Source organism: Salipiger mangrovisoli (genome assembly GCF_015223355.1).
Taxonomy (GTDB): Bacteria; Pseudomonadota; Alphaproteobacteria; order Rhodobacterales; family Rhodobacteraceae; genus Salipiger; species Salipiger mangrovisoli.
The window spans coordinates 247,328-273,978 of the sequence record NZ_JADFFK010000007.1 but is presented as its reverse complement, the minus strand read 5'-3'; the positions used below and the strand labels follow the sequence as shown (position 1 = coordinate 273,978).

The 26,651-nt window shown below is 66.9% G+C and carries 24 protein-coding genes; 14 read left to right on the top strand and 10 right to left on the bottom strand.

Features of this window, described 5'->3' with window-relative positions; translation table 11 throughout:
• Positions 1-112: 112 nt before the first annotated feature.
• Positions 113-961, bottom strand: a complete 849-nt coding sequence (locus IQ782_RS11705; protein WP_194134817.1) for a LysR family transcriptional regulator — start codon at positions 959-961, stop codon at positions 113-115.
• A 103-nt stretch (positions 962-1,064) separates the two neighbouring features.
• On the opposite strand from IQ782_RS11705, the gene IQ782_RS11700 reads away from it, so the two are divergent.
• From IQ782_RS11700 to IQ782_RS11685, 4 genes are read left to right on the top strand one after another with little or no spacing between them, the layout of a single operon-like run.
• The gene (locus IQ782_RS11700) at positions 1,065-1,664 is read left to right on the top strand and encodes an amino acid synthesis family protein (protein WP_194134816.1); all 600 of its coding nucleotides are present in this window, start codon (positions 1,065-1,067) and stop codon (positions 1,662-1,664) included.
• Complete coding sequence (locus IQ782_RS11695) at positions 1,636-2,436, top strand: alpha/beta fold hydrolase (protein ID WP_194134815.1); 801 nt, start codon at positions 1,636-1,638, stop codon at positions 2,434-2,436. The genes IQ782_RS11700 and IQ782_RS11695 overlap by 29 nt, the downstream gene beginning before the upstream one ends.
• 3 nt (positions 2,437-2,439) lie before the next feature.
• A complete protein-coding gene (locus tag IQ782_RS11690) occupies positions 2,440-3,474 on the top strand; it encodes an LLM class flavin-dependent oxidoreductase (protein WP_194134814.1) in 1,035 nt (344 codons plus the stop codon).
• 9 nt (positions 3,475-3,483) lie between these two features.
• Positions 3,484-4,962: an aldehyde dehydrogenase gene (locus IQ782_RS11685; protein ID WP_194134813.1), complete on the top strand. Its 1,479-nt coding sequence runs from the start codon at positions 3,484-3,486 to the stop codon at positions 4,960-4,962.
• Between the two features lie 63 nt (positions 4,963-5,025).
• Here the strand turns inward: IQ782_RS11685 and map are convergent, their stop codons facing one another.
• Positions 5,026-5,838 (bottom strand): type I methionyl aminopeptidase, encoded by an 813-nt coding sequence (gene map / locus IQ782_RS11680; protein WP_420832640.1) that lies wholly within the window; start codon positions 5,836-5,838, stop codon positions 5,026-5,028.
• A gap of 262 nt (positions 5,839-6,100) precedes the next feature.
• Between map and IQ782_RS11675 the strand changes: the two genes are divergently transcribed.
• Positions 6,101-7,000: a mechanosensitive ion channel family protein gene (locus IQ782_RS11675; protein ID WP_194134811.1), complete on the top strand. Its 900-nt coding sequence runs from the start codon at positions 6,101-6,103 to the stop codon at positions 6,998-7,000.
• A gap of 100 nt (positions 7,001-7,100) precedes the next feature.
• On the opposite strand, the gene sfsA is transcribed toward IQ782_RS11675, so the two are convergent.
• On the bottom strand, positions 7,101-7,808 hold the full coding sequence (gene sfsA, locus IQ782_RS11670) for a DNA/RNA nuclease SfsA (RefSeq protein ID WP_194134810.1): 708 nt from the start codon (positions 7,806-7,808) through the stop codon (positions 7,101-7,103).
• A gap of 47 nt (positions 7,809-7,855) precedes the next feature.
• Positions 7,856-8,623 carry a DeoR/GlpR family DNA-binding transcription regulator gene (locus IQ782_RS11665; protein ID WP_194134809.1) on the bottom strand — a complete coding sequence of 256 codons (768 nt, stop codon included), beginning with the start codon at positions 8,621-8,623 and terminating at the stop codon, positions 7,856-7,858.
• 231 nt (positions 8,624-8,854) lie between these two features.
• Here IQ782_RS11665 and glpD point away from each other — a divergent pair, with 231 nt between their 5' ends.
• From glpD to glpK, 8 genes are all read left to right on the top strand, one after another.
• A complete protein-coding gene (gene glpD / locus IQ782_RS11660; RefSeq protein WP_194134808.1) occupies positions 8,855-10,450 on the top strand; it encodes a glycerol-3-phosphate dehydrogenase in 1,596 nt (531 codons plus the stop codon).
• Between the two features lie 36 nt (positions 10,451-10,486).
• Positions 10,487-11,575: an ABC transporter ATP-binding protein gene (locus IQ782_RS11655; protein WP_194134807.1), complete on the top strand. Its 1,089-nt coding sequence runs from the start codon at positions 10,487-10,489 to the stop codon at positions 11,573-11,575.
• 12 nt (positions 11,576-11,587) lie between these two features.
• Positions 11,588-12,670 (top strand): ABC transporter ATP-binding protein, encoded by a 1,083-nt coding sequence (locus IQ782_RS11650; protein WP_194134806.1) that lies wholly within the window; start codon positions 11,588-11,590, stop codon positions 12,668-12,670.
• Positions 12,670-13,539 (top strand): carbohydrate ABC transporter permease, encoded by an 870-nt coding sequence (locus IQ782_RS11645; protein WP_194134805.1) that lies wholly within the window; start codon positions 12,670-12,672, stop codon positions 13,537-13,539. Before IQ782_RS11650 ends, IQ782_RS11645 begins: the two co-directional genes overlap by 1 nt.
• A gap of 1 nt (position 13,540) precedes the next feature.
• Positions 13,541-14,392, top strand: coding sequence for a carbohydrate ABC transporter permease (locus IQ782_RS11640; RefSeq protein WP_194134804.1), 852 nt, complete (start codon positions 13,541-13,543; stop codon positions 14,390-14,392).
• 13 nt (positions 14,393-14,405) lie between these two features.
• Positions 14,406-14,678 (top strand): DUF2160 domain-containing protein, encoded by a 273-nt coding sequence (locus IQ782_RS11635; protein ID WP_194134803.1) that lies wholly within the window; start codon positions 14,406-14,408, stop codon positions 14,676-14,678.
• Positions 14,679-14,757: 79 nt separating this feature from the next.
• Positions 14,758-16,461 carry an ABC transporter substrate-binding protein gene (locus IQ782_RS11630; protein ID WP_194134802.1) on the top strand — a complete coding sequence of 568 codons (1,704 nt, stop codon included), beginning with the start codon at positions 14,758-14,760 and terminating at the stop codon, positions 16,459-16,461.
• 187 nt (positions 16,462-16,648) lie between these two features.
• Complete coding sequence (gene glpK / locus IQ782_RS11625) at positions 16,649-18,160, top strand: glycerol kinase GlpK (protein WP_194134801.1); 1,512 nt, start codon at positions 16,649-16,651, stop codon at positions 18,158-18,160.
• Positions 18,161-18,176: 16 nt separating this feature from the next.
• Here glpK and IQ782_RS11620 read toward each other — a convergent pair whose 3' ends face one another.
• Genes IQ782_RS11620 through IQ782_RS11600 form a run of 5 tightly spaced genes read right to left on the bottom strand, consistent with a single transcriptional unit; the run spans position 18,177 to position 22,999 of the window.
• Positions 18,177-18,932 (bottom strand): SDR family NAD(P)-dependent oxidoreductase, encoded by a 756-nt coding sequence (locus tag IQ782_RS11620; RefSeq protein WP_194134800.1) that lies wholly within the window; start codon positions 18,930-18,932, stop codon positions 18,177-18,179.
• Positions 18,933-18,954: 22 nt separating this feature from the next.
• Positions 18,955-19,761, bottom strand: a complete 807-nt coding sequence (locus IQ782_RS11615; protein ID WP_194134799.1) for an ABC transporter permease — start codon at positions 19,759-19,761, stop codon at positions 18,955-18,957.
• A gap of 31 nt (positions 19,762-19,792) precedes the next feature.
• Positions 19,793-20,650, bottom strand: a complete 858-nt coding sequence (locus IQ782_RS11610; RefSeq protein ID WP_194134798.1) for an ABC transporter permease — start codon at positions 20,648-20,650, stop codon at positions 19,793-19,795.
• Positions 20,651-20,672: 22 nt separating this feature from the next.
• Positions 20,673-21,827 carry an ABC transporter substrate-binding protein gene (locus IQ782_RS11605; protein ID WP_194134797.1) on the bottom strand — a complete coding sequence of 385 codons (1,155 nt, stop codon included), beginning with the start codon at positions 21,825-21,827 and terminating at the stop codon, positions 20,673-20,675.
• 41 nt (positions 21,828-21,868) lie between these two features.
• A complete protein-coding gene (locus IQ782_RS11600) occupies positions 21,869-22,999 on the bottom strand; it encodes an ABC transporter ATP-binding protein (protein WP_194134796.1) in 1,131 nt (376 codons plus the stop codon).
• Positions 23,000-23,148: 149 nt separating this feature from the next.
• On the opposite strand from IQ782_RS11600, the gene IQ782_RS11595 reads away from it, so the two are divergent.
• The gene (locus IQ782_RS11595) at positions 23,149-23,949 is read left to right on the top strand and encodes a helix-turn-helix transcriptional regulator (RefSeq protein WP_194134795.1); all 801 of its coding nucleotides are present in this window, start codon (positions 23,149-23,151) and stop codon (positions 23,947-23,949) included.
• A gap of 19 nt (positions 23,950-23,968) precedes the next feature.
• Here IQ782_RS11595 and IQ782_RS11590 read toward each other — a convergent pair whose 3' ends face one another.
• Positions 23,969-26,638 carry an alpha-L-rhamnosidase gene (locus IQ782_RS11590; protein WP_194134794.1) on the bottom strand — a complete coding sequence of 890 codons (2,670 nt, stop codon included), beginning with the start codon at positions 26,636-26,638 and terminating at the stop codon, positions 23,969-23,971.
• Positions 26,639-26,651 lie beyond the last annotated feature (13 nt).

The following is a 26,651-nucleotide window of genomic DNA, read 5'->3' as shown; positions in this document are numbered from 1 at the left end:
CCGGCGCGGCTGCGGCTGGTCTTCGCGCTGACCGTGCTGCTGCTCGCCGGCAACATGCTGCGCAAGGCGCTGATGGGCTAGGCCCAGCGGGGCGGCGCACATCGGCGCCGCCTCAGCCCGCCATCAGACGCTCTTCGAGCCAAGCCGCGAAGGCCCGCGCCGCGGGCACGCCTTCGCGCACCGCGATGTAGTAACCTTCGCGCGGAGCGATGCTTCCGGCGTGCGCACGGACAAGCTGCCCCGAGGCCTCGGCATCGCGCCCGAGCAGCGCGCTGACCAGAGCGACGCCGCTGCCGCCTGCCGCCAGGTGCAGCGCCATGCCGTAGGAATCCACGTAGAGCCGGGGGCGCAGCGACCCGAGGCCATGTGCCGCGCCGAAGGCGTCCCAGCCGACCGAGGTGCCGACGGATTCGATCAGCGGCAGAGCCTCAAGAGGGGCGTCGAGCTGCGGCGATTTCAGCGCAACCAGCTCGCTCGGTTCCAGCGGCAGCGCGCTCTGCCCGACCTGCCGCTGCGAGCCGAAGCGGATTTCGACGTCTGCCATGGCGCTGCGGAAGTCCTCGGGCCAGATGGCGCTGGCGAACCGGATGCGGACCTCGGGATGGCGGCGGTGGAAATCCGGCAGATGCGGCGCAATCACCCAGCTTGCCACGCTGACGGAACTGGCCACGGTCAACAGTTCGGCCTCGGGCGGGCCGTCGAGCGCCAGCGTTGCCGCCTGCAGCATCTCGAGCGCCGCGCCGACCTGCGGCATCAGCTTGCGCCCGGCGTCGGTCAGCGCGAGCCCGCGCGGCTTGCGGGCGAAGAGTTCGGCTCCGAAGCGCGTTTCCAACGCCTTGATCTGCTGGCTGACCGCCGATTGCGTCATGCCGATTTCTTCCGCCGCAGCCGTAAAGCTGAGGTGCCGGGCGGCCGCCTCGAAGGCGCGGAACCAGGCGACGGGCGGCAGGGATCGGGCCATTCCACACCTTCATTAGCAGGACTAATGGATAAGACCGCGTTTTCCACGTTTGTCAAACCGTCCCTCTGCGAAACACACTGGGATAGCGAATAGGAGTGGGTGAATGACGCCGGAAATACGCAAGATCGTGACTTATGACGAAGAGGTGCTGATCGAGGGCTTCCGCCCCGCGGCAATGCCCTGGCGCATGTTCGCCGTGGCCGCGGTGGTGCGCAATCCCTGGGCCGGGCGCTACGTCGAGGACCTAGGCCCCGAGATCCGCGCCTATGGTCCGGTTCTGGGCGAGTTGATGACGCGGCGGATGATCGCGCTCGGCGGCAGCGGCGAGGCGATCGAGGCCTATGGCAAGGCCGCCGTGGTCGGACTTGATGGCGAGATCGAACATGCCTCGGGGCTGATCCACACGTTGCGCTTTGGCAACCATTACCGCCAGGCGGTGGAGGCCAAGAGCTACCTTGCCTTCACCAACACCCGCGGCGGCGCGAACGCGCCGATCATGGTGCCGCTGATGGACAAGAACGACGCCGGGCGGCGCTCGCACTACCTGACCATCCAGTTCTCGATTCCCGACGCGCCGCGCGACGACGAGATCGTCGTGGTGCTCGGCGCCGCTACCGGGGGCCGCCCGCACCACCGCATCGGCGACCGCTACCAGGACCTGAAGGACCTCGGCCATGACCTGGAAAACCCGGCCGCGGTCTGACCTCGGCGGCGGGCTGGCGGGGATCGTCGCGGGTACGTCGGGCCCGCGCGTGTTGCTGATCCACGGCGTCGGCCTGCGGGCCGAGGCCTGGGGTGCGCAGCTTGCTGCGCTGGCCGGGAACTGCCGGGTGACGGCAGTGGACATGCCGGGCCATGGCGGCAGCCGCGGCAGCGGCGAGACCACCCTGCGGGACTTTGCCGCGCGCATCGCCGCGGCGCTGCAAGGTCCGAGCCTGATCGCCGGGCATTCCATGGGCGCGATGATCGCCGCCGAGCTGGCACGGATCGCGCCGGACCGCGTGGCAGGCATCGGCTGCCTCAACGCCATCTACCGCCGCAGCCCGGACGCCCGGCAGGCCGTGGCGGACCGTGCGGCGCAGCTGGATGGGCGTGGCACCGGCGATCCCGAGCCGACGCTCACCCGATGGTTCGGTGCCGCCGAAAGCCCTGCCCGTGCCGCCTGCCGCGACTGGCTGACCGATGTCGATCCCGAGGGCTACCGCGCCGCCTACCGGATCTTCGCCGCCGAGGACGGCCCCGCGGATGACACGCTGCGCGGCCTCGCCTGTCCGGCGCTGTTCATGACCGGCGCGCTGGAGCCCAACTCCACGCCCGCCATGTCGCGCGCCATGGCCGATCTCGCGCCGAAGGGCCGCGCCGTGGTGCAGCCCGAGGCCGCACACATGATGCCGATGACCCACGCCGACGCGGTCACCGCCGAACTCACCCGCCTTTTCGAGGCGAGCCTGCACCCCCGAGCCCAAAGGAGCTGAGTCATGGAGTTCTCTCTCTTTGCCCATATGGAGCGCCTTACCCCGGATCAGCCCCACGCGGTGCTGCACGAGGAGTTCCTTTCGATCTGCAAGATGGCCGACGAGGGCGGCATGCGCGCGATCTGGACCGGCGAGCACCACGGCATGGAGTTTACCATCGCGCCAAACCCCTTCCTGTCGATCGTCGATCTTGCGCATCACACGAAGAACGTGCGCCTTGGCACCGGCACGGTGATCGCCCCCTTCTGGCACCCGATCCGGCTGGCCGGAGAGGCCGCGGCCACCGATCTCATCACCGGCGGGCGGCTCGAGCTGGGCATCGCCCGCGGCGCCTACAGCTTCGAGTACGAGCGGATGATGCCCGGTCTCGACGCGGCGCAGGCGGGCGCTCGAATGCGCGAGACCGCGCCGCTGCTGCCGCAGCTTTGGGCCGGGGATTGCACGCACGAGGGTCAGTTCTACAGCTTCCCCGCCACCACCGCTGTGCCGAAGGCGGTGCAGGCGGGTGGCCCGCCGATCTGGATCGCCGCGCGCGAGGAGGCCAGCCATCAGTTCGGCGTCGCCAGCGGTTTCAACATCCAGGTCACGCCGCTCTGGCAGGGGATGGAAGAGATCACCGCGCTGAAGGCCCGTTTCGACGCCGCCCGAGCCGAGACCCCCGGCAGGACCCCCAAGATCATGCTGCTGCACCACACCTACGTCGGCCGCGATGCCGAGGACGTGGCGCAGGCCGCCCGCGAAATCTCGCGCTACTACTGCTATTTCGGGGCCTGGTTCCAGAACAAGCGCCCGGTCCGCAACGGGCTGATCGAGGCACTGAGCGAGGAGGAGATCGCCGGGAACAACCTCATGGCTCCCGAGAAGCTCGCGCGTGACCTGACCATCGGCACCAAGAAGGAAGTGATCGACAAGATCCGTCGCTACGAGGATCTCGGCTACGACGAGTTCTCGTTCTGGATCGACAGCGGCATGAGCCACCAGCGCAAGCGCGACTCGCTGGCGCGCTTCCTTGATGACGTCCTGCCCGCCTTTGCCTGAGGAGCTTTGATGACCGACCTGCCGCACTACCAACTCTACATCGACGGCGCCTTCTGCGAGGGCGCGACGGGCAAGACCCTAGCAACCGAGAACCCCGCCACTGGCGAAACCTGGGCCCGCTTTGCCTGCGCCGCGCCCGCCGACGTGGACCGCGCCGTAACCGCCGCCCGCCGGGCGCTGGACGATCCCAAGTGGCGCGATCTCAGCCAGACCGCGCGGGGCAAGCTGCTCTACCGGCTGGCCGACCTCGTAGAGCAGCACGCGCAGGAGCTGGGGCGCCTCGAGACCACCGACAGCGGCAAGCTGCTGGCCGAGACCGCCAGCCAGACCGCCTATGTCGCCGACTACTACCGCTACTACGCCGGGCTCGCCGACAAGATCGAGGGCGCGGTGCTGCCGATCGACAAGCCGGACATGCACGTTTTCACCAAGCCCCTGCCGATCGGCGTGGTCGCCGCGGTGGTGCCGTGGAACGCGCAGATGTTCCTCACCGCGACCAAGCTCGGCCCGGCGCTGGCGGCGGGCTGCACCGTGGTGCTGAAGGCCTCGGAGGTGGCCCCGGTGCCGATGCTGGAGTTTGCCCGGCTGATCGACGCGGCGGGCTTCCCGCCCGGCGTGGTTTCGGTGATCACCGGCGACGCCGCAGGCTGCGCCATCCCGCTGACGGTCCACCCCGGGGTGGACCGCATCGCCTTCACCGGCGGGCCGGAGACCGCGCGCCAGGTGATCCGCAACTCGGCCGAGAATTTCGCGGTCACGACGCTCGAACTTGGAGGCAAGTCCCCGATCCTCGTCTTCGAGGACGCCGATCTCGAGGGGGCGGCCAATGCGCTGATCGCGGGCAACTTCGGGGCTTCCGGGCAGAGCTGCGTGGCCGGATCGCGCGGGCTCGTGCAGCGCAGCATCTTCGAGGCGCTGGTGGCGAAGATCACCGAGAAGGCGCAGGGCATCGTCGTCGGCGATCCGCTCGACGCGGCGAGCCACATGGGGCCGCTCTGCACGCGGGCACAGGTGGAGCTGATCGGCAGGACGCTGGAGGCGGCACAGGCGCAGGGCGCGACGCTGCGCTTCGGCGGTGCGGCGCTGGACCGGCCGGGCAACTATATCGCACCGACGCTGGTGGACTGCCCCTCGCCGGAGATCGCCACGCTGCACACCGAGATGTTCGGCCCGGTCATGTCGCTGCTGCCCTTCGACACCGAGGAAGAGGCGGTCGCGCTGGCAAATGACAGCCTTTACGGCCTCGGCTCGGGGATCTTCACCCAGAATCTCGCCCGCGCCCACCGGGTTTCCGGGCGGCTGCGTGCGGGGATCTGCTGGGTGAACACCTACCGGGCGATCTCGCCCATCGCGCCCTTCGGCGGCTTCGGCGACTCGGGATACGGGCGAGAGGCGGGAATGGAGGCGATCAAGGACTACACCCGCACGCGCACGACCTGGATCAACACCTCGGCCGAGCCGATGGCCAATCCCTTCGTGATGCGCTGAGACGGAAACCGGGCGCGACTCTGCGAGAGCGCGCCCGGTTTGCCTTGATCTTTTGGAGGGGCGTCAGCCCCAGGTCGGGTGGAACTTGCCGCCCGGCGAAAGGGTGAAAATCTCGGCCCCGTCGGCGGTCACGCCAACCGAATGCTCGAACTGCGCCGAGAGCGACTTGTCGCGGGTCACCGCGGTCCAGTCGTCGGCCAGAACCTTGGTCTCGGGGCGGCCGAGGTTGACCATCGGCTCGATGGTGAAGAACATGCCCTCTTCCAGCACAGGCCCGGTGCCGGGACGGCCGTAGTGCAGCACGTTGGGCGCGGCGTGGAACACCCGGCCGAGCCCGTGGCCGCAGAAGTCGCGCACCACCGACATGCGCTGCGCCTCGACATAGGTCTGGATGGCATTACCGATGTCGCCGAAGGTGTTGCCCGGCTTCACCGCCTCGATGCCCAGCATCAGCGCATCGTGGGTCACCTGGATCAGCCGCTCGGTCTTGCGCGAAAGCTTGCCGGCCACGTACATGCGCGAGGTGTCGCCGTACCAGCCATCGACGATCACCGTGACATCGACATTGAGGATGTCGCCATCCTTCAGCTTCTTGTCGCCGGGGATGCCGTGGCAGACCACGTGGTTGATCGAGATGCAGCTGGCGTGCTGATAGCCCTTGTAGCCGATCGTCGCGGAAACCGCGCCCGCCTCCTCCACCGCGTTGCGGATGAAGTCGTCGATCGCGCCGGTGGTCTGGCCGGGCTCGACCATCGGCGCGAGATCGTCGAGGATCTTCGCGGCCAGCGCGCCAGCCTTGTGCATGCCGTCAAAATCGGCGGTTTCGTGAATGCGGATGCCGTCGCGGGTGAGACGGCCGCTCGTGTCATTTTTCAAGACGGGGCGCTCCATTGGTCTCTTCCCTTCAATACTTAATGCGTGTTGCGTTTCATTGCCAGAGGATGGCAGGGGAACGCAATGGCATGTCCCGGCGTTAAGTCCCGCGAGGCGGGACGCCACGCGGCTCTCACGACGGCCGCAGCGCCCCGGCATCGCCCAAGCCCGCCTGAAGGGGATCAGGCAGAACCGACCGAAAGACGCGCCGGACGCAGCGGCGCGCGAGACAGGCGCAGGCCGCAAGAAGGACCAACGAGGCACAATGGACAGTATCAACGAAGTCTTGAACACCGACATTTACAACGGCACGTCGCTGTCCGACGTGTTCACACTGGATTTCCTGGCGAGCATGCTCGGCAACGTCGTGGCGGCGATCGTGCTGCTGCTGGTGGGGCTGTTCATCGGCCGCTGGGTGAAGGGGCGCATCACAGGTATGTCGGCGCGCAGCGCCCGGCTCGACGACACGCTCTTCAACTTCCTTGGCAATATCGCCCGCTACACGGTGATGATCTTCACCATCCTCGTGGTGCTCAACACCTTCGGCGTGCAGACCACCTCGGTGATCGCCGCGCTGGGGGCCGCGGGTCTTGCCGTCGGGCTGGCGCTCCAGGGCACGCTGTCGAATGTCGCCGCCGGCGTGATGATCATCATCTTCCGTCCGATCAAGCTCGGGGATTTCATCTCGGTCGCCGGGGTCTCGGGAACCGTCAAGGACATCACTCTCAACACCACCGAGCTTGCCGGTCTCAGCAACACCCAGATCATCGTTCCCAATTCGGAAGTCTGGGGCAACGTCATCGAGAACTACTCGGTCTACCAGACCCGTCGGGCGGAATGGACCTTCGGCGTCGGCTACGGCGCGAACCTGGCCACCGCCGAGCGGGTGATCCGCGAGACCATCACCTCCGATCCGCGCGCCCTGGGCGAGCCCACCCCGTTCATCCAGGTCAACGCGCTGAACGACAGCTCCGTCGACTTCCTGGTGCGCGTCTGGGTGGCCAGCGCCGATTTCTTCCAGTTCCAGGCCGACATGAAGCGCAAGGTCAAGGAAGCGCTCGACGCACACGGCGTGGACATCCCCTTCCCCACCCGCACGCTGCACATCTCGCGCGATGACGAGGAAAGCGCGAACGTCGCGGAGCCGGCCTCTCGGCTGGCCTGAGCCTGCGCCCGGCGGATCGCCCGGATGGGGGCTCTGCCCCCGTCCGCTGACGCGGCCTCCCCCGGGATATTTGGGCCTAGAAGAAGAACACCCGCTGCCGTCAGCCTGCGCGGAACGGCAGTGGCGCACCGAGGCAAATCTGCGCCGGCGTGATGTCGCAGCCGATCGCCAGGACTTCGACTCCGGCCGCCATGGCCGCCGCGAAACCCGCGGCATAGGCCGGGTCGATGTCGGCGGCGAGGGTCACCGCGGCGGCATCGGTGCGCTGCACGAGGTAGAGCATCACGGCACGGTGCCCCTGCGCAACCATGGTGGAGAGCTCGGCGAGATGCTTGGTGCCGCGCGCGGTCACGCTGTCCGGAAACTCGGCAAGTCCCGGCGCGCGAGACAGCGTCACCGATTTCACCTCGACATAGCAGTCCGCGCGGCCCGGCGCGGTGAGCAGGAAGTCGATGCGGCTGTTCTCGCCGTAGCGCACCTCGGGGCGGACGGCCGTGTAGCCCTCGAGACCCGGCACCTGCCCGGCCGAGAGCGCCGCGCGCAGCACGCGGTTCGGCACGCCGGTGTCGACGCCGGTGAAGGCGCCGCTCTCATGCTCGATCAGCCGCCAGGCGTAGTTCAGCTTGCGCTTCGGGTCATCGTTCGGCTCCAGCCAGATCCGGCTGCCGGGCTCGGCCATGCCCAGCATGCTGCCGGGGTTGGCGACATGGGCGGTGATCTCGGTGCCGTCCTCGAGACGGCAATCGGCCAGGAAGCGCTTGTAGCGGCGCAGCAGCCGGGCGGGAATGAGCGGGGTTTCAAAACGCATGGGCCGAGCTATAGCGGCGCCACCGCCGCGCGCAAGCGCGGCGCGGCTCAGCCCCGTCCGGCCACCACCACCTCGCAGCCCCACCCCTCGCAGGCACTTGCCAGCGCCGGCGGCAGCGGCCGGTCGGTGAGGAACTTGTCGATCTCGGCCAGCGAGGCGATGCGTGCAGGGGCGCTGCGGCGGAACTTGGTGTGGTCGGCGACGAGGAAGGTGCGCCGCGACTGGCGCAGGATGGCGCGGCTGACACCCACTTCCTGAAGATCGAAATCGAGGATGTCGCCCTCGGCATCCAGCGCCGAGCACCCGATGACGGCGAGGTCGAACTTGAACTGCCGGATGCTCTCGGTCGCCAGCGCGCCGATCAGACCGCCATCGGTGCGGCGCAGGCTGCCGCCGCTGACCAGCACCTCGCACTCGGGGTTGGCGACGAGGATATTGGCGACGTTCATGTTGTTGGTCACCACCATCAGCCCCTTGTGGTGCAAGAGCTCGCGCGCCACCGCCTCGGTACTGGTGCCGATGTTGAGAAACAGCGAGATGCCCTGCGGGATGCGCGCCGCGCAGGCGCGGGCGATGGCGGTCTTGGCCTCCATATTGAGATGCCGGCGCTCCTCGTAGCCGATGTTCATTGTCCCCGAGGGCAGCACCGCGCCGCCGTGCACCCGCTCAAGCCGGCCGCTGTCGGCCAGTTCGCTGAGATCGCGGCGGATGGTCTGAAGCGTGACCCCGAAATGCTGCGCGAGCCCCTCGACGGTCACCTTGCCGTCGCGGCGGGCGATCTCGAGAATTTCCGGATGGCGAAGCGATTGGGACATGTGTTCGGTTTCTTTCGCTTTTGCGAGTCTGGCCCAGAAAACCCGTAAATGCGCGCCTGTTCCAGCGAATTCGTTGCTGCAGATGCATGGTATTCTTTCGCCATGGCAGGACAAACACGCCGTTTTATGAGGAAAGCGAGCGAAGATCCCATGCGAAAAAAAACGAAAACAAACTTCTTGCGTGAATGTGCGGTCCGGGGGTAGTTTCGGACCAACTGGAACGAGGCCACCTTGCGCAACACCACCCCGAACACCCCTTCAGACCTCTTCGTCATCGGCGGCGGCATCAATGGATGCGGCATTGCGCGGGACGCGGCGGGGCGCGGCCTGTCGGTCACCCTGGCCGAGATGGGCGATCTGGCCTCGGCGACGTCCTCGGCCTCGACCAAGCTGTTCCACGGCGGGCTGCGCTATCTCGAGTATCTCGAGGTGCGGCTGGTGCATGAGGCGCTGGTCGAGCGCGAGGTGCTCCTGCGCGCCATGCCGCACATCAGCTGGCCGATGCGCTTCGTGCTGCCCTACCACAAGGACATGCGCTTCGAGAGCGAGACGCCGGTCTCGAAGATGCTCGGACTCGCGATGCCCTGGATGAAGGGCCGCCGCCCCGCCTGGCTGATCCGCATGGGGCTGTTCATGTACGATCACCTCGGCGGGCGGAAGATCCTGCCGGGCACGGCAACGCTGTCGCTGAAGGGCACGAAGGAGGGGGCGCCGCTGCAGGCGCGCTTCGAGCGTGCCTACGAGTATTCCGACTGCTGGGTCGAGGATTCGCGGCTGGTGGTGCTCAATGCCCGCGACGCCGAGGCGCGCGGCGCGACGATCATGACCCGCACCAAGGTCACCCATGCGCAGCGCGACGGCGCGCTCTGGCGGATCGAGACCGAGGACGCGGAGACGAGTGCGAAAGCAACCCATTACGCGAAGATGCTGATCAACGCGGGCGGGCCGTGGGTCGGCGACGTGATCCACGACAAGATCGACCTGCCCTCGCGCGAGGGCGTGCGGCTGGTGCGCGGCAGCCATATCGTCACGCGCCGGCTCTACGATCACGACAAGTGCTACTTCTTCCAGGGCAGCGACGGGCGGATCATTTTCGCCATCCCCTACGAGCGCGATTTCACGCTGATCGGCACCACCGACGCAGAGCATGAAAACCCCGACCGCCGCCCCGTCTGCACGCCCGAGGAGCAGGCCTATCTGATCAACTTCGCCAACCAGTATTTCGCCAAGGCGATCTCGGCCGAGGACGTGGTCTGGACCTATTCCGGCGTGCGCCCGCTCTATGACGACGGGGCGAGCAGCGCCACGGCCGCGACGCGGGATTATACGCTCAAGGTGGACGCGACGGGCGGCGCCCCCGTGCTCAACGTCTTCGGCGGCAAGATCACCACCTACCGGCGACTGGCGGAAAGCGCGCTGGAAAAGATCGGCGCGCATATCACGCTGAAGTCCGGTCCGTGGACGGCGGGCGTGGCGATGCCGGGCGGCGACTTCCCGGTCGATGGGTTCGACGCGCTGGTGCAAAGCCTGAACAGGAAATATCCCTTCCTCGGGGCGGTTTGGGCGCGGCGGCTCGTGCGCGCCTATGGCACCGAGGCGGAAGCGCTGCTCGGCGATGCGACCTGCGCCGCGGACCTCGGGAGGGGGTTCGGCGCGACGCTCACCGAAGCGGAAGTGATCTGGCTGATGCGGCAAGAGTTTGCCCGCACGGCCGAGGACGTGGTGTGGCGACGCACCAAGCTCGGGCTGCGCCTGAGCGAAGAGGAGATCTCGGCACTTGACGGCTGGATGGCATCCCGCCGCGAGAGGGCCGACGCCGCCGAATAGCCCGGCGGAGACATACGGCGCGGGGAGGAGGACCTTATGTCGCTGGAACTGAAAGGCGTGTCGAAGATCGTCGAGGGGCAGACCCATATTGCCCCCACCGATCTGACGCTCGCGAATGGCACGATGAACGTGCTGCTGGGCCCGACCCTGTCGGGCAAGACGTCGCTGATGCGGCTGATGGCGGGGCTCGATGTGCCCTCCACCGGCAAGATTTTCTGGGAAGGCAAGGATGTCACCGGGATGCGGGTGCAGGACCGCAAGGTGGCGATGGTCTACCAGCAGTTCATCAACTATCCCTCGATGACCGTGTACCAGAACATCGCCTCGCCGATGAAGCTGATGGGTGTGGACCGCACAGAGATCGACCGCCGGGTGCGCGAGAGCGCCGAGTTGATGAAGCTGACGCCCTTCCTTGAGCGCAAGCCTCTGGAACTCTCGGGCGGTCAGCAGCAGCGTTGCGCGCTGGCGCGGGCGCTGGTGAAGAACGCCGGACTGGTCCTGCTCGACGAGCCGCTGGCCAACCTCGACTACAAGCTGCGCGAAGAGCTGCGGGTGGAAATCCCAAAGATATTCGAGGCTTCCGGCTCGATCTTCGTCTACGCCACGACCGAACCCGAGGAGGCGCTGCTGCTCGGCGGCCATACTGCGACGCTCTGGGAGGGCCGCGTGACACAGTTCGGCCCGACGCCGCAGGTCTACCGCCAGCCGCTCGACGCCACCACGGCGCGGGTGTTCAGCGATCCTCCGATGAATTTCCTGCAGATCTCCAAGACCGGCGAGCGGCTGATGTTCGGCGAGGGCCAGAGCGCGCCCGCGACCGGCAAGCTCAAGGGCCTGCCCGACGGGCGCTACATGGCGGGCTTCCGGCCCAACCACCTGGAGATCATTCAGCACGAGCCCGAGGCACTGCGCTTCCGCACCCAGCTGCAGGTGAGCGAGCTGACCGGCTCGGAAACCTTCGTGCACCTCGACCATCACGGCGAACGCTGGGTCGGATTGGTGAGCGGTGTGCATGACCTGCCGCTCGGCGAGCCGCTGGATGTCTGGCTGTCGCCCCGGCACGTCTACGTCTTTGGCGAGAACGGCGATCTCGTCGCCCCCGCCGCCTATGCGCAAGCTGCCTGAGGAGGAGGCGACATGGCCAAGATAACGCTCGACAATCTCGCCCACTCCTACCTGCCGCACCCGCGCGGCGAAGAGGATTTCGCGCTCAAGCAGATGACCCATGACTGGGACGACGGCGGCGCCTATGCGCTGCTCGGCTCCTCGGGCTGCGGCAAGTCCACGCTGCTCAACATCATCTCGGGGCTGCTGATCCCCTCGCAGGGGCGCGTGCTCTTCGACGGGCAGGACGTGACCCACGCCCCCACCGCCGAGCGCAACATCGCGCAGGTGTTCCAGTTTCCGGTGGTCTACGACACGATGACCGTGCGCGACAATCTCGCCTTCCCGCTGCGCAACCGCGGCCGCGACGAAGCCTATGTCGCCGAGCGCGTGCAGGAGATCGCGCGGATGATCGGCATGGAGGACCAGCTGCGCCGCAAGTGCAGCGGGCTCACCGCCGACGCCAAGCAGAAGATCAGCCTTGGCCGCGGCATGGTGCGCAAGGACGTGAACGCCCTGCTCTTCGACGAGCCGCTGACGGTGATCGACCCGCACATGAAGTGGGAGCTGCGCACCCAGCTCAAGAAATTGCACCACGACTTCGGCCACACGATGATCTACGTCACCCACGACCAGACCGAGGCGCTGACCTTCGCCGACAAGGTGGTGGTGATGTATGACGGCCGCGTCGTGCAGATCGGCACGCCCGAGGAGCTTTTCGAGCGGCCCGAGCATACCTTCGTCGGCTATTTCATCGGCTCGCCGGGGATGAACGTCATCCCCGCCAAGGTCGAGGGCAACCGCGCTTATATCAACGGCTCGGATTTCGATCTGGGTGCCGGCTACCGCGCGATGGATGGCAAGGTCGAAATCGGCGTGCGCCCCGAGTTCGCCCGGCTCAGTGCCACCGAGGGGCTGCCGGTGAAACTGCGCCGCGTCGAGGACGCCGGGCGGCACAAGATCATCCGCGCCGAGTTCTTCGGCCATGACATCAACATCGTGGCGCATGAGGACGAGAGCATCGGGCCGGACATGACCCGGGTGCGCTTCGATCCGGCGCATGTGAACGTCTACCGCGACGACTGGCGCGTCGCACCCGAGGGGGAGGCTGCCTGATGAACAAGACCGTCAATCACAAGGCATGGTTCCTCGTGCTGCCTGTGCTGGTGCTGGTGGCCTTCTCGGCGGTGATCCCGCTGATGACCGTGGTCAACTACTCGGTGCAGGACACCTTCGGGAACAACCAGTTCTTCTGGGCCGGGCTCGAATGGTTTGACGAGATGCTGCATTCCGACCGGATGTGGAACGCGCTCGGGCGGCAGCTGATGTTCTCAGGCATCATCCTCGCCATCGAGGTGCCTTTGGGCATTTTCGTCGCGCTCAACATGCCGAAGTCCGGCTTCTGGGCGTCCTTCTGCCTCGTGCTCATGTCGCTGCCGCTGCTCATCCCGTGGAACGTCGTGGGCACCATCTGGCAAGTCTTCGGCCGGGTCGACATCGGCCTGCTGGGGCGCACGCTGGAAAATCTCGGCATCGACTACAACTACACGCAGAGCCCGCTGGCCGCCTGGATCACCATCGTGGTGATGGACGTCTGGCACTGGACCTCGCTGGTGGCGCTGCTGGCCTACGCGGGCCTCAAGTCGATCCCCGACGCCTACTACCAGGCGGCGAAGATCGACCAGGCCAGCCGCTGGAAGGTGTTCCGCTACATCGAGCTGCCGAAGATGGCGGGGGTTCTGATGATCGCCATCCTGCTGCGTTTCATGGACAGCTTCATGATCTACACCGAACCCTTCGTGGTCACCGGCGGCGGCCCCGGCAACGCGACGACATTGCTGTCGATCGACCTGGTGAAGATGGCGCTTGGACAGTTCGACCTTGGCCCCGCCGCCGCCTTCTCGATCATGTACTTCCTGGTGATCCTGCTGATTTCCTGGGTGTTCTACACCGTGATGACCAACCTCGACAAAAAGGGGATGTGAGATGACCGACACCACCCTCGCCCCCGCCGCAAGCCGGTCGCGCAGCCTGCCGCGGATCAACGGGCGCGCCATCGTCATGACGCTCTACCTGCTGTTCCTGCTGCTGCCGATCTACTGGCTGCTCAACATGAGCCTGAAGACCAACACCGAGATCCTCGGCGATTTCACGCTCTGGCCGCGCAACCTGACCTTTGCCAACTATGCAACGATCCTCACCGATCCGAGCTGGTACACCGGCTATATCAACTCGCTGATCTACGTGGTGATGAACACGGTGATCTCGCTCACCGTGGCGCTGCCGGCGGCCTATGCCTTCTCGCGCTATCACTTCATGGGCGACAAGCACCTGTTCTTCTGGCTGCTGACCAACCGCATGGCGCCCCCGGCGGTCTTCGCGCTGCCGTTCTTCCAGCTCTACAGCTCGATCGGCCTCTTCGACACGCACATCGCCGTGGCCCTCGCCCACTGCCTGTTCAACGTGCCGCTGGCGGTGTGGATCCTCGAAGGCTTCATGCGCGGTGTGCCGAAGGAGATCGACGAGACCGCCTATATCGACGGCTACAGCTTCGCGGGCTTCTTCGTGAAGATTTTCATGCCGCTGATTTCGTCGGGCATCGGCGTCGCCGCCTTCTTCTGCTTCATGTTCTCCTGGGTCGAGCTGCTGCTGTCGCGCACGCTGACCACGGTGGACGCGAAGCCCATCGCCGCGACCATGACCCGCACCGTCTCGGCCTCCGGGCTCGACTGGGGCGTGCTGGCGGCGGCGGGGGTGCTGACCATCATTCCCGGCGCGCTCGTGATCTGGTTCGTCCGCAACTACATCGCCAAGGGCTTTGCCCTGGGCCGCGTCTGAGAGGAGAGAGACCATGGACTGGATGGCATGGACCTGGCCCACGGCGGCCTTCTTTCTGACCATCGCGGCGCTGCTGGTGATCTTCACCGTGCTGGCGATCCGCTTCCCCGAGACCCCGCGCCACGGCGTTCTCGGCATCGAGACAACGCGCGGCGACCGGCTGTTCATCACGCTGCTGGGCTCGGCCTTCATCAATCTCGCCTGGCTCGGCCTTGTCGGCCAGGCGCAGCCCGGGGCGCTTGCCCTTTGCCTGCTCTACGCGGTGGCGGTGTTCCGCTGGGTCTGAGACCCCGCAGAGCGCTCTCTGGGCCGGAGGAGGCCCGGACCACCGCATCCGTCAAAATGGTTCAATAAGGGAGGAAACCATGAACCTGAAGACAACAACCGCCATAGCGCTCGCGCTTGGCCTGCTGGGCGGGCCAGCCCTCGCCGACATGGCGGCGGCCACGGCCTTCCTCGACGCCGAGATCGGCGATATGTCGACGCTTTCGCGCGCCGACCAGGAAGCCGAGATGCAGTGGTTCGTCGACGCCGCTCAGCCGTTCCAGGGCATGGAGATCAAGGTGGTCTCCGAGACGATCACCACGCATGAGTACGAAAGCCAGGTGCTCGCCCCGGCCTTCGAGAAGATCACCGGCATCAAGATCACCCATGACCTCATCGGCGAGGGCGACGTGGTCGAGAAGCTGCAGACGCAGATGCAGTCGGGCGAGAACATCTACGACGCCTATGTCAACGACAGCGATCTCATCGGCACCCACTGGCGCTACCAGCAGGTGCGCAACCTGACCGACTGGATGGCGAACGAGGGCTCCGAGGTCACCAGCCCGACGCTGGATCCCGAGGACTTCATCGGCACCCAGTTCACCACCGCGCCCGACGGCAAGCTCTACCAGCTGCCCGACCAGCAGTTCGCCAACCTCTACTGGTTCCGCTACGACTGGTTCACCGATCCCGAGATCATGGCCGAGTTCAAGGAAAAGTACGGCTACGAGCTGGGCGTGCCGGTCAACTGGTCGGCCTATGAGGACATCGCCGAGTTCTTCACCGGCCGCGAGATCGACGGCAAGAAGGTCTTCGGCTCGATGGACTACGGCAAGAAGGACCCCTCGCTCGGCTGGCGCTACACCGACGCGTGGATGTCGATGGCCGGCATGGGCGACAAGGGCGAGCCGAACGGCCTGCCGGTCGACGAATGGGGCATCCGGGTGAACGAGAACTCGCAGCCGGTCGGCGCCTGCATGGCGCGCGGCGGCGCGGCCAACAGCCCGGCGGCGGTCTATGCCGTCGAGAAGGCGATCGAGTGGCTCAACAAGTACTCGCCGCCCTCGGCCATGGGCATGACCTTCTCCGAGGCCGGTCCGGTCCCGGCGCAGGGGGACATCGCGCAGCAGATGTTCATGTACACCACCTTCGTCGCCTCGCTGGTCGAGCCCGGCCTGCCGGTGATGAACGAGGACGGCACGCCGAAGTGGCGCCTCGCGCCCTCGCCGCATGGCGTTTACTGGGAGGAAGGCATGAAGGTCGGCTATCAGGACGTGGGCTCCTGGACGCTGATGAAATCCACCCCGGAAGATCGCGCCAAGGCCGCCTGGCTCTACGCGCAGTTCGTCACCTCCAAGACGGTGGACGTGAAGAAGAGCCACGTCGGCCTGACCTTCATCCGCGAGAGCACCATCCAGGACCAGAGCTTCACCGACCGCGCGCCGAAGCTCGGCGGCCTGGTGGAATTCTACCGCTCGCCGGACCGCGTGCGCTGGTCGCCCACGGGCACCAACGTGCCCGACTACCCAAAGCTGGCGCAGCTCTGGTGGCAGAACATCGGCGACGCCATGTCGGGCGCGAAGCCCGCACAAGAGGCCCTCGACAGCCTCTGCTCTGACATGGAGAAGGTCATGGAGCGCCTCGAGCGCGCCGGTATCCAGGGCGACCTGGGCCCGGTGATGAACGAGGAGAAGGACGCCGAGGAATGGCTCTCGATGGAAGGCTCGCCGAAGCCGAAGATCGAAAACGAGCGCGAGGAGCCGAAGACCGTCTCCTACGACGAACTCGTCGCCTCCTGGAACTGAGCTAACTGCACGGGGGCGGGTTTCGGCCCGCCCCCGTTTTCTCGTCTTCGCCATGGCCTTGCGTGGCCATCGCCGATACGAGTTGGGCAAAGGACTGACCCGAGAGGCAGATCTCCCAGGGATCGCGCGGGCCCTGCGCCGCGCGTCCGACACGACAGACGACACAAGAGAAGGCCGGACCAAAGACATGACCCTCATCCTCGCCATCGACCAGGGCACCACCTCGACCCGCGCAATCCTCTTCGACGAAAAGCTGCAGGTCGTTGCCTCGGCGCAGGAGGAGTTCCCGCAGCACTTCCCGCAGAGCGGCTGGGTCGAGCATGATCCGCTCGACCTCTGGTCCACCACCGCCGCCACCTGTCGCGCCGTGGTCGAGAAGGCGGGCGCGGGCCCGGATGACATCGCCGCCATCGGCATCACCAACCAGCGCGAGACCACCGTGGTCTGGGACAAGACCACCGGCAAGCCGGTGCACAATGCCATCGTCTGGCAGGACCGCCGCACCTCGGAGATGTGCCGGGGCCTGCGCGACGAGGGCTTCGAAGCCACCGTCACCGAAAAGACCGGCCTGCTGCTCGACCCCTATTTCTCGGCCACCAAGCTGGCGTGGATTCTCGACAACGTGGAGGGCGCGCGCGAGAAAGCCGAGGCGGGCGAGCTGCTCTTCGGCACGGTGGACAGCTGGCTGGTCTGGAAGCTGACCGGCGGCGCGGTCCATGCCACCGACGCCACCAACGCCGCGCGCACCATGCTCTACAACATCCGCGAGGGGCGCTGGTCCGAGGCGATCTGCAAGCGGCTCAACATTCCCACGAACATGCTGCCCGAGGTGCGCGACTGCGACGCCAACTTCGGCGACTGCCGCGCCGATCTCTTTGGCCGCCCGATCCCCATCCTCGGCATCGCCGGTGACCAGCAGGCGGCCACCATCGGCCAGGCCTGCTTTGCCCCCGGCATGGTGAAATCCACCTATGGCACCGGCTGCTTTGCCCTGCTCAACACCGGCGAGACGCCGGTGGTGTCGCAGAACCGCCTGCTCACCACCATCGCCTACCGCATCGGCGGCAAGACCACTTATGCGCTCGAGGGCTCGATCTTCGTCGCCGGTGCGGTGATCCAATGGCTGCGCGACGGGCTCAAGGTGATCCGCGAAGCCGCCGAGAGCCAGCCTCTGGCCGAGGCCGCCGATCCGGCGCAGGAGCTGGTGCTGGTGCCCGCCTTTACCGGGCTCGGTGCGCCCTATTGGAACGCCGATTGCCGGGGGGCGATCTACGGGCTCACCCGCAACTCCGGCCCCGCCGAGTTCGCCCGCGCCGCGCTGGAAAGCGTCGGCTACCAGACCCGCGACCTCATCGAGGCGATGAAGGCGGACTGGGCCGCTGCGCATGGCGATGCCGAGATGGCGGCGCTGCGGGTGGATGGCGGACTCAGCGCCTCGGACTGGGGGATGCAGTACCTCTCGGACATCCTCGACGCGCCGGTCGAGCGGCCCACCGTGCTTGAAACCACCGCCATGGGCGCGGCATGGCTTGCCGGTCAGAACGCCGGGATCATGCCGGGAATGGAGGAATTTGCGGCGTCCTGGGCCCGCGACGCGCGCTTCGAGCCGCAGATGGACCCCGCCGTGCGCGAGCGCAAATACGCCGCCTGGAAGCGCGCGGTCGAGGCCACCATCGGCTTCGGCTCGCCGAACGGCTGACCCCTTCGGGGCGGGATCAGAGGATCTCGCCGCCGTCGATCACCAGCGCCAGCCCGGTGACAAAGGCCGAGCGGTCCGAGGCGAGGTAGAGGATGCCCTCGGCGATCTCCTCCACGCTGGCCCAGCGGCCCATCGGGATGGTGTCGGCGACGTAGCTCTCGAGCGCCGCGCGCCCGCCCATCTGCTTCTCGAAGCCAAGGTTGAAGGGCGTGTCGACAAACCCCGGACACAGCGCGTTGAAGCGGACCCTCTCGCGCGCGTAATCCACCGCCATCTGCTTCACCATCGCCACGGCGGCATGTTTGGTGGTCGCGTAAGAAACCATGCCCCGGTCGTACTGGCAGCCGGAATTGGACGCGGTGATGATCACCGACCCGCCGCCCTGCGCCCGCATGTGCGGGATCACCGCGCGCGAGGCGACGAAATGCGCCCGCACGTTCAGCGCCCAGGAAGAATCCATCTGCGCCGGGGTCACGTCCTCGGCCCTGCCCTCGATCTGGATCCCCGCGTGCGAATGCAGCACATCGAGCCGCCCATGGTCCTTCGCCACCCGGTCGATCAGCCCCTCGACTGCCGCATCGTCGCGCACGTCGAGGCCCTGCGCCATGCCCCGGCCCCCGGCGGCCTCGATTTCGGCCAGCGTCTCGGCGGCCAGTTCCTCGCGCAGGTCGGTCACCACCACGAAGGCGCCCTCGCGGGCCATGGCCACGGCGCCGGCACGGCCGATCCCGGAACCGGCGGCGGTCACCAATGCGACACGGTCTTTCAGCATGGGTCTCTCCTGAAGTCTTGAATTACCGGCGCGCCTGCGCCTGCGAGCGCCGCAGCAAGAGCTGCGCGACGATCAGCATGAGAAGCGAGGCGGCCATGACCATGGTTCCGATCGCGTTGATCTCGGGCGTCACGCCGCGCCGGATCGACGAGAAGACGTAGATCGGCAGTGTGGTCTCGGCGCCCGCGACGAAGAAGGCGATGATGAAATCGTCGAAGCTGAAGGTGAAGGCGAGCAGGAAGCCCGCGAGGATCGCCGGCAGGATCTGCGGAAAGGTCACCTGCCAGAAGGTGCCCATGGGCGTTGCGCCAAGATCGCCCGAGGCCTCGATCAGCGCCCCGTCCAGCGTCTCCATCCGCCCGCGCACCAGCAGCACCACCAGCGACATGGTGAAAAGCCCGTGCGCCGCGACCAGCGAGCCGGTGCCCAGCGACAGCTTCCAGCCGGTCAGCCCTTCGAGCCAGGGGTTGACCAGGTCGAAGACCGAGACCAGCGCGATCAGCGTCGCGATGCCGATGACGATGCCGGGGATCATCACCGCGATCTGCACCAAAAGGTCAAAGACCTTGCGGGTGCGCCCGCGCATTCCGGTCAGCGCCAGCGCCGCCATGGTGCCCACCACCGTCGCCAGAACAGCCGACAGAAAGGCGACACGCACCGAGGTCCAGAGCGCCTCCATCACGAAGGGGTTGTTCAGCGCGCGGCCGTACCATTGCAGCGAGAAGCCCTGCATCTGCGAGGCCGAGCGCCCCGCCGAGAAGGAGAACAGCGCGATGATGCCGATCGGCAGGTAGAGGAAGGCGTAGACCGCCCAGGCGTAAAGTCTCATGCGTGTCTCTCAGGAATTTACATCAGGGGGGTCACATCAGGCCGACGTCGTCGCGGCTGGCGCCGAAGCGCTTCACCAGGCGGGTGTAGACGCCGACGGTGATCAGCATGACCCCCACCAGCGCCACCGCCACCGCCGAGCCGAAGGCCCAGTTGCGCGACTGCAGGAAGAGGTCCACCAGCGCGTTGCCGACGAAGAAGACCTTGCCGCCGCCAAGGATCGCGGGGATCAGGAACTCGCCCATCAGCAGGATGAACACCAGCATCGAGCCGGTCAGCACACCGGGCATCGACAGCGGCAGCGTGATCTGCAGGAAGGCACGCCAGGGGGGCGTGCCAAGATCCGCCGCCGCCTCGAGCAGCCGCTTGTCGAGCTTTTCCAGCGCCACGTAGATCGGGAAGACCATCAGCGGCAGGTAGCCGTAGACGATGCCCACCAGCACCGCGAAGGGCGTGTTGAGCAGCCGCACGTCATCAAGGCCGATGGACTCCAGCAGCGCCGGGATGCCCTTGCCGCCGAGCAGGAAGATCCACGCGTAGGAGCGGATGAGGATCGAGGTCCAGAACGGCACGATCACCAGCACGAGCAGCATGGTCTTCCATTTCGGCGAGACCTTTACCGCCAGGAAATAGGCCAGCGGATAGGCGATGACGAGCGCCGCGACGGTGCCCACAGGTGCCAGCGTCAGCGTGTTGCGGAAGGCCGCGAAACGCGCCGGAAGGTTTGCGTATTGCTCGAAGGTGAAGCCGGGCGCGTAGCCGCCAATGGCGCTGCGCTCGCCGAAGGAGAAGATCAGGACGACGGCCAGCGGCAGCAGCAGCATCGCCGCGTACCACAGCCCTGCCGGTGTCAGCAGCAGCGCCCGCGCCCGGGATTGGGTCATGGCCATCGTCCTGTCTCCGTCTTCGCTCTTAGGCCGACTTGAAGCGCGCCATCAGCTCGGCACGGTTCGGGTCGGTCAGGGTCACCGCCGCGCCGAACTCCAGCGGGCTGAGGGCTTCGGCGGCGGGATAGATGATCGGATCGTTCAGCAGCTCCTCGGGCAGCAGCGCATTGGTGCGGCTGTCGGCCACCGGGTAGCCGTGGGCGAGCGCCTCCTTGGCGTTCACCTCCGGCGACAGCAGGTAGTTGATCAGCGCGTAGGCGGCCTCCTTGTGGGGCGCGTCCTTGGGGATGGCGTAATAGTCGGACCAGATCTCGCCGCCCTCCTTGCCGAGCGCGAAGCCGATCTCGGGCATGTCGGCGTTCATCTGCTTGCCGTCGCCGGTCCAGCACATGGTGAGCCAGGCATCGCCGTTGCGCATCGCGGGCTGGTAGTCGGACGAGATGGCATAGAGGTGCGGCTTGACGTCGATCAGCAGCTTCTCGGCCTGCGCCAGCTCGTTCGGGTCCACCGAGTTGAAGGAGAAACCGTGGTAAACCAGCGCGTTGCCGATCGTGGTGAGCTGGTAGTCATGCACCATCGCCCGGCCGTCCCACTTGTCGCGGGCCCCGTCGAAGAAGGCTTTCCAGCTGTCCACAACACCGCCGGTCTTGTCCGAGTTGAAGGCGATACCGGTGGTGCCCCAGTTCTTCGGCACGCCGTAGACGACGCCGTCGATCGTGCCCGCATCCGAGAAGCGCTTCTCGAAGGCCGCCGCGTCGAAGTTCGGGATCTTGCTCAGATCCAGCGGCTCGATGAGATCCGCCTCGACATAGGTCGGGATGGCGTAGTTGGTGGGCACGAAAACGTCCCAGCCCGAGCCGCCCGCCTGGATCTTCGCCAGCATCTCCTCGTTGGAACCGAACACGTTGACCTGCGTGTAGGCGCCGGTCGCGTCGGTGAAGGCGTCGAAGTTGGCGGGGTCGTGGTAGTTCGGCCAGGTTGCCAGCACCACGCGGTCGCCGATGTCCTGCGCGCGGGCGCGGCCCGGCAGCAAGCCCGGCAGCGCGCCGCCCATGACCGCCGCGGCGGTGCCGAGCCCGGTCACCCCGAGGAAGTGGCGGCGGCTGACCGAGCCCTTCTGGTAGCGCCGAAGCTCTTCCATGAACGCCTTGCGCGAGATCGGCGTGTTATCGTCTTTCATCTCAATTTTCCCTTGTTGGACTTTGACTTATAGGAATGTCTTCAGTCGTCGGCAGCGAGAACGAGACCCGTTCCCTCTGGCCAGATCACGTGGACAGACGCGCCCACGTCATGTCCGCCCAAGGCTCTTTCGGCCTGTCGCGGAACGTTGACCTGCAATGGGCCGATGCCTTCGGCAACCAGCAGGTATTCGGTGTGATCGCCGAGGAAGGTGCGATGGGTGACTCGCGCGGGCAGCGAGGCTGCGCGCTCCGGGGCAGCTGCATCCCGCGACGCGAGCGAAAGCGCTTCGGGGCGCACGGCGATCTCGGCGGCGCTTCGGTCATCGTCCGGCTCGTCGCGCAGCACGACCTTCACGCCATTGCCCACCACCGCCTGGGCAAGGCCGGCCTGCCGTCCGGTGATCTGGCCCGACACGATATTCGCCTTGCCCACGAAATCGGCGACGTAGCGGCTGCGCGGGCGATCGTAGAGATCCTGCGGCGTGCCCACTTGCGCGATGCGCCCCTTGCCCATGATGCAGATGCGGTCAGACATCGCGAGCGCCTCTTCCTGGTCGTGGGTGACCAGCACGAAGGTGATCCCGAGGCTGCGCTGGAGATCCAGCAATTCGCGCTGCATCTCGCCGCGCAGCTTGGCGTCGAGCGCCGCCATCGGCTCGTCGAGCAGCAGGATCTTCGGCTCGTTGACGATGGCGCGGGCGAGTGCCACGCGCTGCTGCTGGCCGCCCGACATCTCCCAGATCCGGCGCGGGCCGAAATCCGCCAAACGCACCGTCGCGAGGGCCTTCGCCACCTTCAGCTCGATCTCGCGCCTGGGCAGCCGAGGGCGCCGCTGGCGCAGCCCGTAACCGACGTTCTGCGCCACGGTCATATGCGGGAAAAGCGCGTAGTGCTGGAACACCATGTTCACCGGGCGCTTGTGGGCGGGCACCGCCGAGACGTCGCGCCCGTCGATCAGCACCTCGCCCGCAGTCGGGCTCTCGAAGCCTGCAAGCATCCTCAGCGCCGTGGTCTTGCCGCAACCGGAAGGTCCGAGGAAGGACAGGAACTCGCCGCGCCGGATCCGCAGATCGATACGATCCGCCGCAAGAACCTCGCCGAAACGCTTGGTTGCGCCGACAAATTCGGCCACGACCTCCGGAGCGCGGACGTGAGTGGTGGTGTCGGTCATGTGCGGTTCCTGAATCATCGTGCTCCCCGTCCCGGCTTACCCCGCGATGCCTGGCGTGGCTGTTTGCTCTTGCGCCAAGCGGCATATGCCGTAATTTTCAAAAACGGTACGGAAACTGGTAATGGTTGTATATACCACAAAGGGCATAGATGGCTGGAAAATTTGACACAGAGACTTGGGTCGCGGCCAGCGCGGCGGCGGTGACCGCGATCGGTACAGCGGGCTTTCCAAAGGCGCTGACCGATGCGATGCGCGCCGTCGTCCCCTTCGAGTTCACCGTCACCTTCGCCTACTACCGTGACCGACGACCTATTGATATTTATGATGATTTCCCCGCAGCAAAGCGCCGGGTCATGGTGGATGACTACCAGGAGGGCCCGTATCTGCTGGACCCGTTCTACCTTCACTCTGCCGCCCCGACGACCTCTCGGCTGGTGCGCCTGCGCGAGCTTGCTCCAGACCGATTTTACCAGGCCGAGTACTTTCGCAACTACTATGTGCAGACCGGACTTGCTGAAGAAATAGGCTTCATCGTCGATGTCGGTGACGATGTGAGCGTCGTGATTTCGGCGATGCGCGAGCACAAGGCATTTTCTGCCAAGGAATTCCGTGACTTTCAGGCGGTTTTCCCGTTCATCGAGGCCTGCGCACGGAAGCATTGGGTCGGGTTGATCGAAGACTTCGCGGGCCAGCCCGGCAGCGAGGAGCCGCGCCTTCCAAAGCTCATCGACGACGCTTTCCAGAGCTTCGGGCGCAACCTGCTGACCCCGCGCGAGGCGGAGATCGTTGAATACACGCTCAAGGGCCATTCCGCCGAGGCCACCGGCCAGGCGTTGGGAATTGCGCCGGGCACGGTGCGCATTCACCGGCGCAACATCTATGGCAAGCTGGGGGTCAGCTCCCAGGGCGCGCTCTTCTCCAAGTTCATGTCCTCGCTCGAGGAACTCTGACGCCGAGACGCGCGCGCCGTCAGGCCGCGCTGCGGCTCAGGCTCAGGCTCAGGACATGCGCGCCTGCCGGCAGCGCGAAACACCGCTGCCCGTCGCAATGCCACCCGTCGGGCAAGGCGACCTCGGCGCGGGTGCCGGGGGGCAGCGTCACCTTCCAAACCACCGCCTCGCCCTCGAAGTGCCAGGCGCTCGCCACCGGTCCCGAGGCCGCCTCGTAGCGCGCCGTGACGTGACCGATGCGCCGGTCGAACACCGGGCGCATGGCAAGAACGCGGAATCCCGGACCCGCCGCGCTCCAGTCGATGCCCGCCAGCCGCGCCCAGATCCATTCCCCGACCGCGCCATAGGCGTAGTGATTGAAGGAGTTCATCGCGGTGGACTGGAAGCCCTGCTCCGGCGTCCAGCCGTCCCAGCGCTCCCAGATCGTCGTCGCGCCGTGGCGGATCGAGAACCCCCACGAGGGGTAGGTCTCCTTGAGCAGCAGATCGACCGCCCGCTCCGGCCCGAGCCAGTCGCAAACCACCGGCGCAAGGTGCCGCACGCCAAGAAAGCCGGTCTGCAGGTGGCCATCCGACGCCTCGAACAAGGCCCCGAGCCGTTCCGCTGCCTGCGGGCGCATCGCCTCGGGGAGCAGAGCGAAGTCCAGCGCCAGCAGGTAGGCTGTCTGGGTATCGCCGCGAAGGCGGCCCTCTTGCCAGAAGCGCCCGAGAAACGCACGGCGCAGCCGCACTGCCAGCGCGGTCCAGCGCGCCTCGGACTCGCCGAGCACCGCGGCCAATGCGCCCATGATATCGGCCATATGGATCCAGTAGGCCGTCGCCACCAGCGCCCGGTCGGTGACCGGGCCGATCGACAGCCAGTCGCCGTAGTTGTTGTGCACCGCGCGCTCGCGGATGCCATCCGGGTTCTCGCGTTCGATGTAGTCCATCCAGGCCACCAGCGGGCCCCACATGCGGCGCAGCAGCCCGGCATCGCCGTAGCGCATCCAGTGATCGCGGCACAGGATGACCGGTGCGTCGCCCCACGCGGGGGCGCCGGGTTGCGGCGTCAGGCGGTAGGGGTTGAGCGGCTTGGTGGGCGCGACATCGGGGAAGACGCCTTCGGCGGACTGGCCATCAACCATGTCCTGAAGCCACTTCTCGGTGAAGGCGCTGACATCCATGAAGTATCCCGCCGTGCGCCAGAACACCTGTGCGTCGGCAGACCAGCCATACCGCTCGTCGCGCTGCGGGCAGTCGGTCGGCACCGCAAGGAAGTTGCCGCGCTGACTCCAGAAGATGTTGGAGATCAACTTGTTGAGCATCGGGTGGCCGGTCTCGATGGCGCCCGTCTGCGGCAGGTCGGACTGGATCGCCACCGCCTTGAGGCTCAGGGCCCCGACCGGCCCGTTGGCGCTGAGGCCGACATATTGGAAACCGTGGAAGGTGAAGCGCGGCGTGAAGGTCTCTGGCCCGCCGCCCTTGCAGATGTAGATGTCCTCGCTGACCGCGAAGCGCAGGTTGGCGGTGTAGAGCGCGCCCGACTCGTCCAGCCGTTCGGCGTGGCGCAGGCGGATCTCGGTGCCCTCGGGGGCCTCGACTTCGAGCGTCACGTAGCCCGCCAGGTTCTGGCCGAAGTCGAAAACACGCTCGCCATCCGCCGCAAGGGTCTCACCTCGCGGCTCCAGCGCGGCGACCTCGCGGGCCAGCGGTGCGCGGGCGGCGTCGAGCTCCGGCGCGCGGGGATCGGGGGTGAAGACCTCGACCGGCTGCCAGTTCACCTCTTCGAAGGCTGGCGTATCCCAGCCGGGCATCTCGCGCCGCGCGTCGTACATCTCGCCCGCGAGGAAGTCCGAGTAGCAGACCGGCCCCTGCCTGGTGCGCCACTGCGCGTCGGTGACGATGCGCTGGGTCCGCCCGCCCGCGTATTCGAGGTGCAGCTGGCACAGGAAGGCCGGGCGGCCGCCGTAATGGTTGCCCGCGCGGCGCTGGTTGTGGCCGATGCGGCCCGAATACCAGCCTTCGCCGAGGATCGCGCCGAGGGCGTTCGGGCCTGCGTTCAGATGCGCGGTGACGTCATGCACGGTATATTCGGTGCGCCTGTGGTAGTCGGTCCAGCCCGGAGCCATGACGTCCTCGCCAATCCGCGCGCCGTTGAGGTGCAGCTCGTAGAGACCCAGCGCGGTGACATAGGCAAAGGCCCGCACCGGCGCCTCTGGCAGGTCGAATGTTCGGCGCAGGTAATCGGCAGGGCGGGCCTGGAAGCGGTTGTCATAGGCGCTGTCCTGCGGCACTTCGCGCCCGGCAGGCAGGACGAAGTAGCGGGCGATCCACTGCGCATCCCAATCCGAGGGATCGAGGCCGGTGAAGATCGGCGCGGGGTTCGACCATGTCTCGGCGCCCTGCGCGTCGCGCAGGCCGACGGCCCACCACAGGCGCGCATCGCGCGGCAAGGCGGCACCCGCGTAGCGCAGCGGCGACGGGCTGCCGGAGAGCCAGCGGCTGTCCCAGAGATCACCCTGCCCCGATCCTATAGCATCGTGATCGAGACCAACCACCACCCGGCTCGCGGCCAGCTCGGCGTCGCCCTCGCATCCCCAGCTCAGGCGGGGCGCGAGATCGTTGAGACCCCGAGGCTCCTCCTGCAACTCGCAGCGCAGCGCGACGGGGCGCAGGGCTGCGGCTGCGGGTCGGTCAGCAGGTCCGGGCATCTCAGGTCTCCAG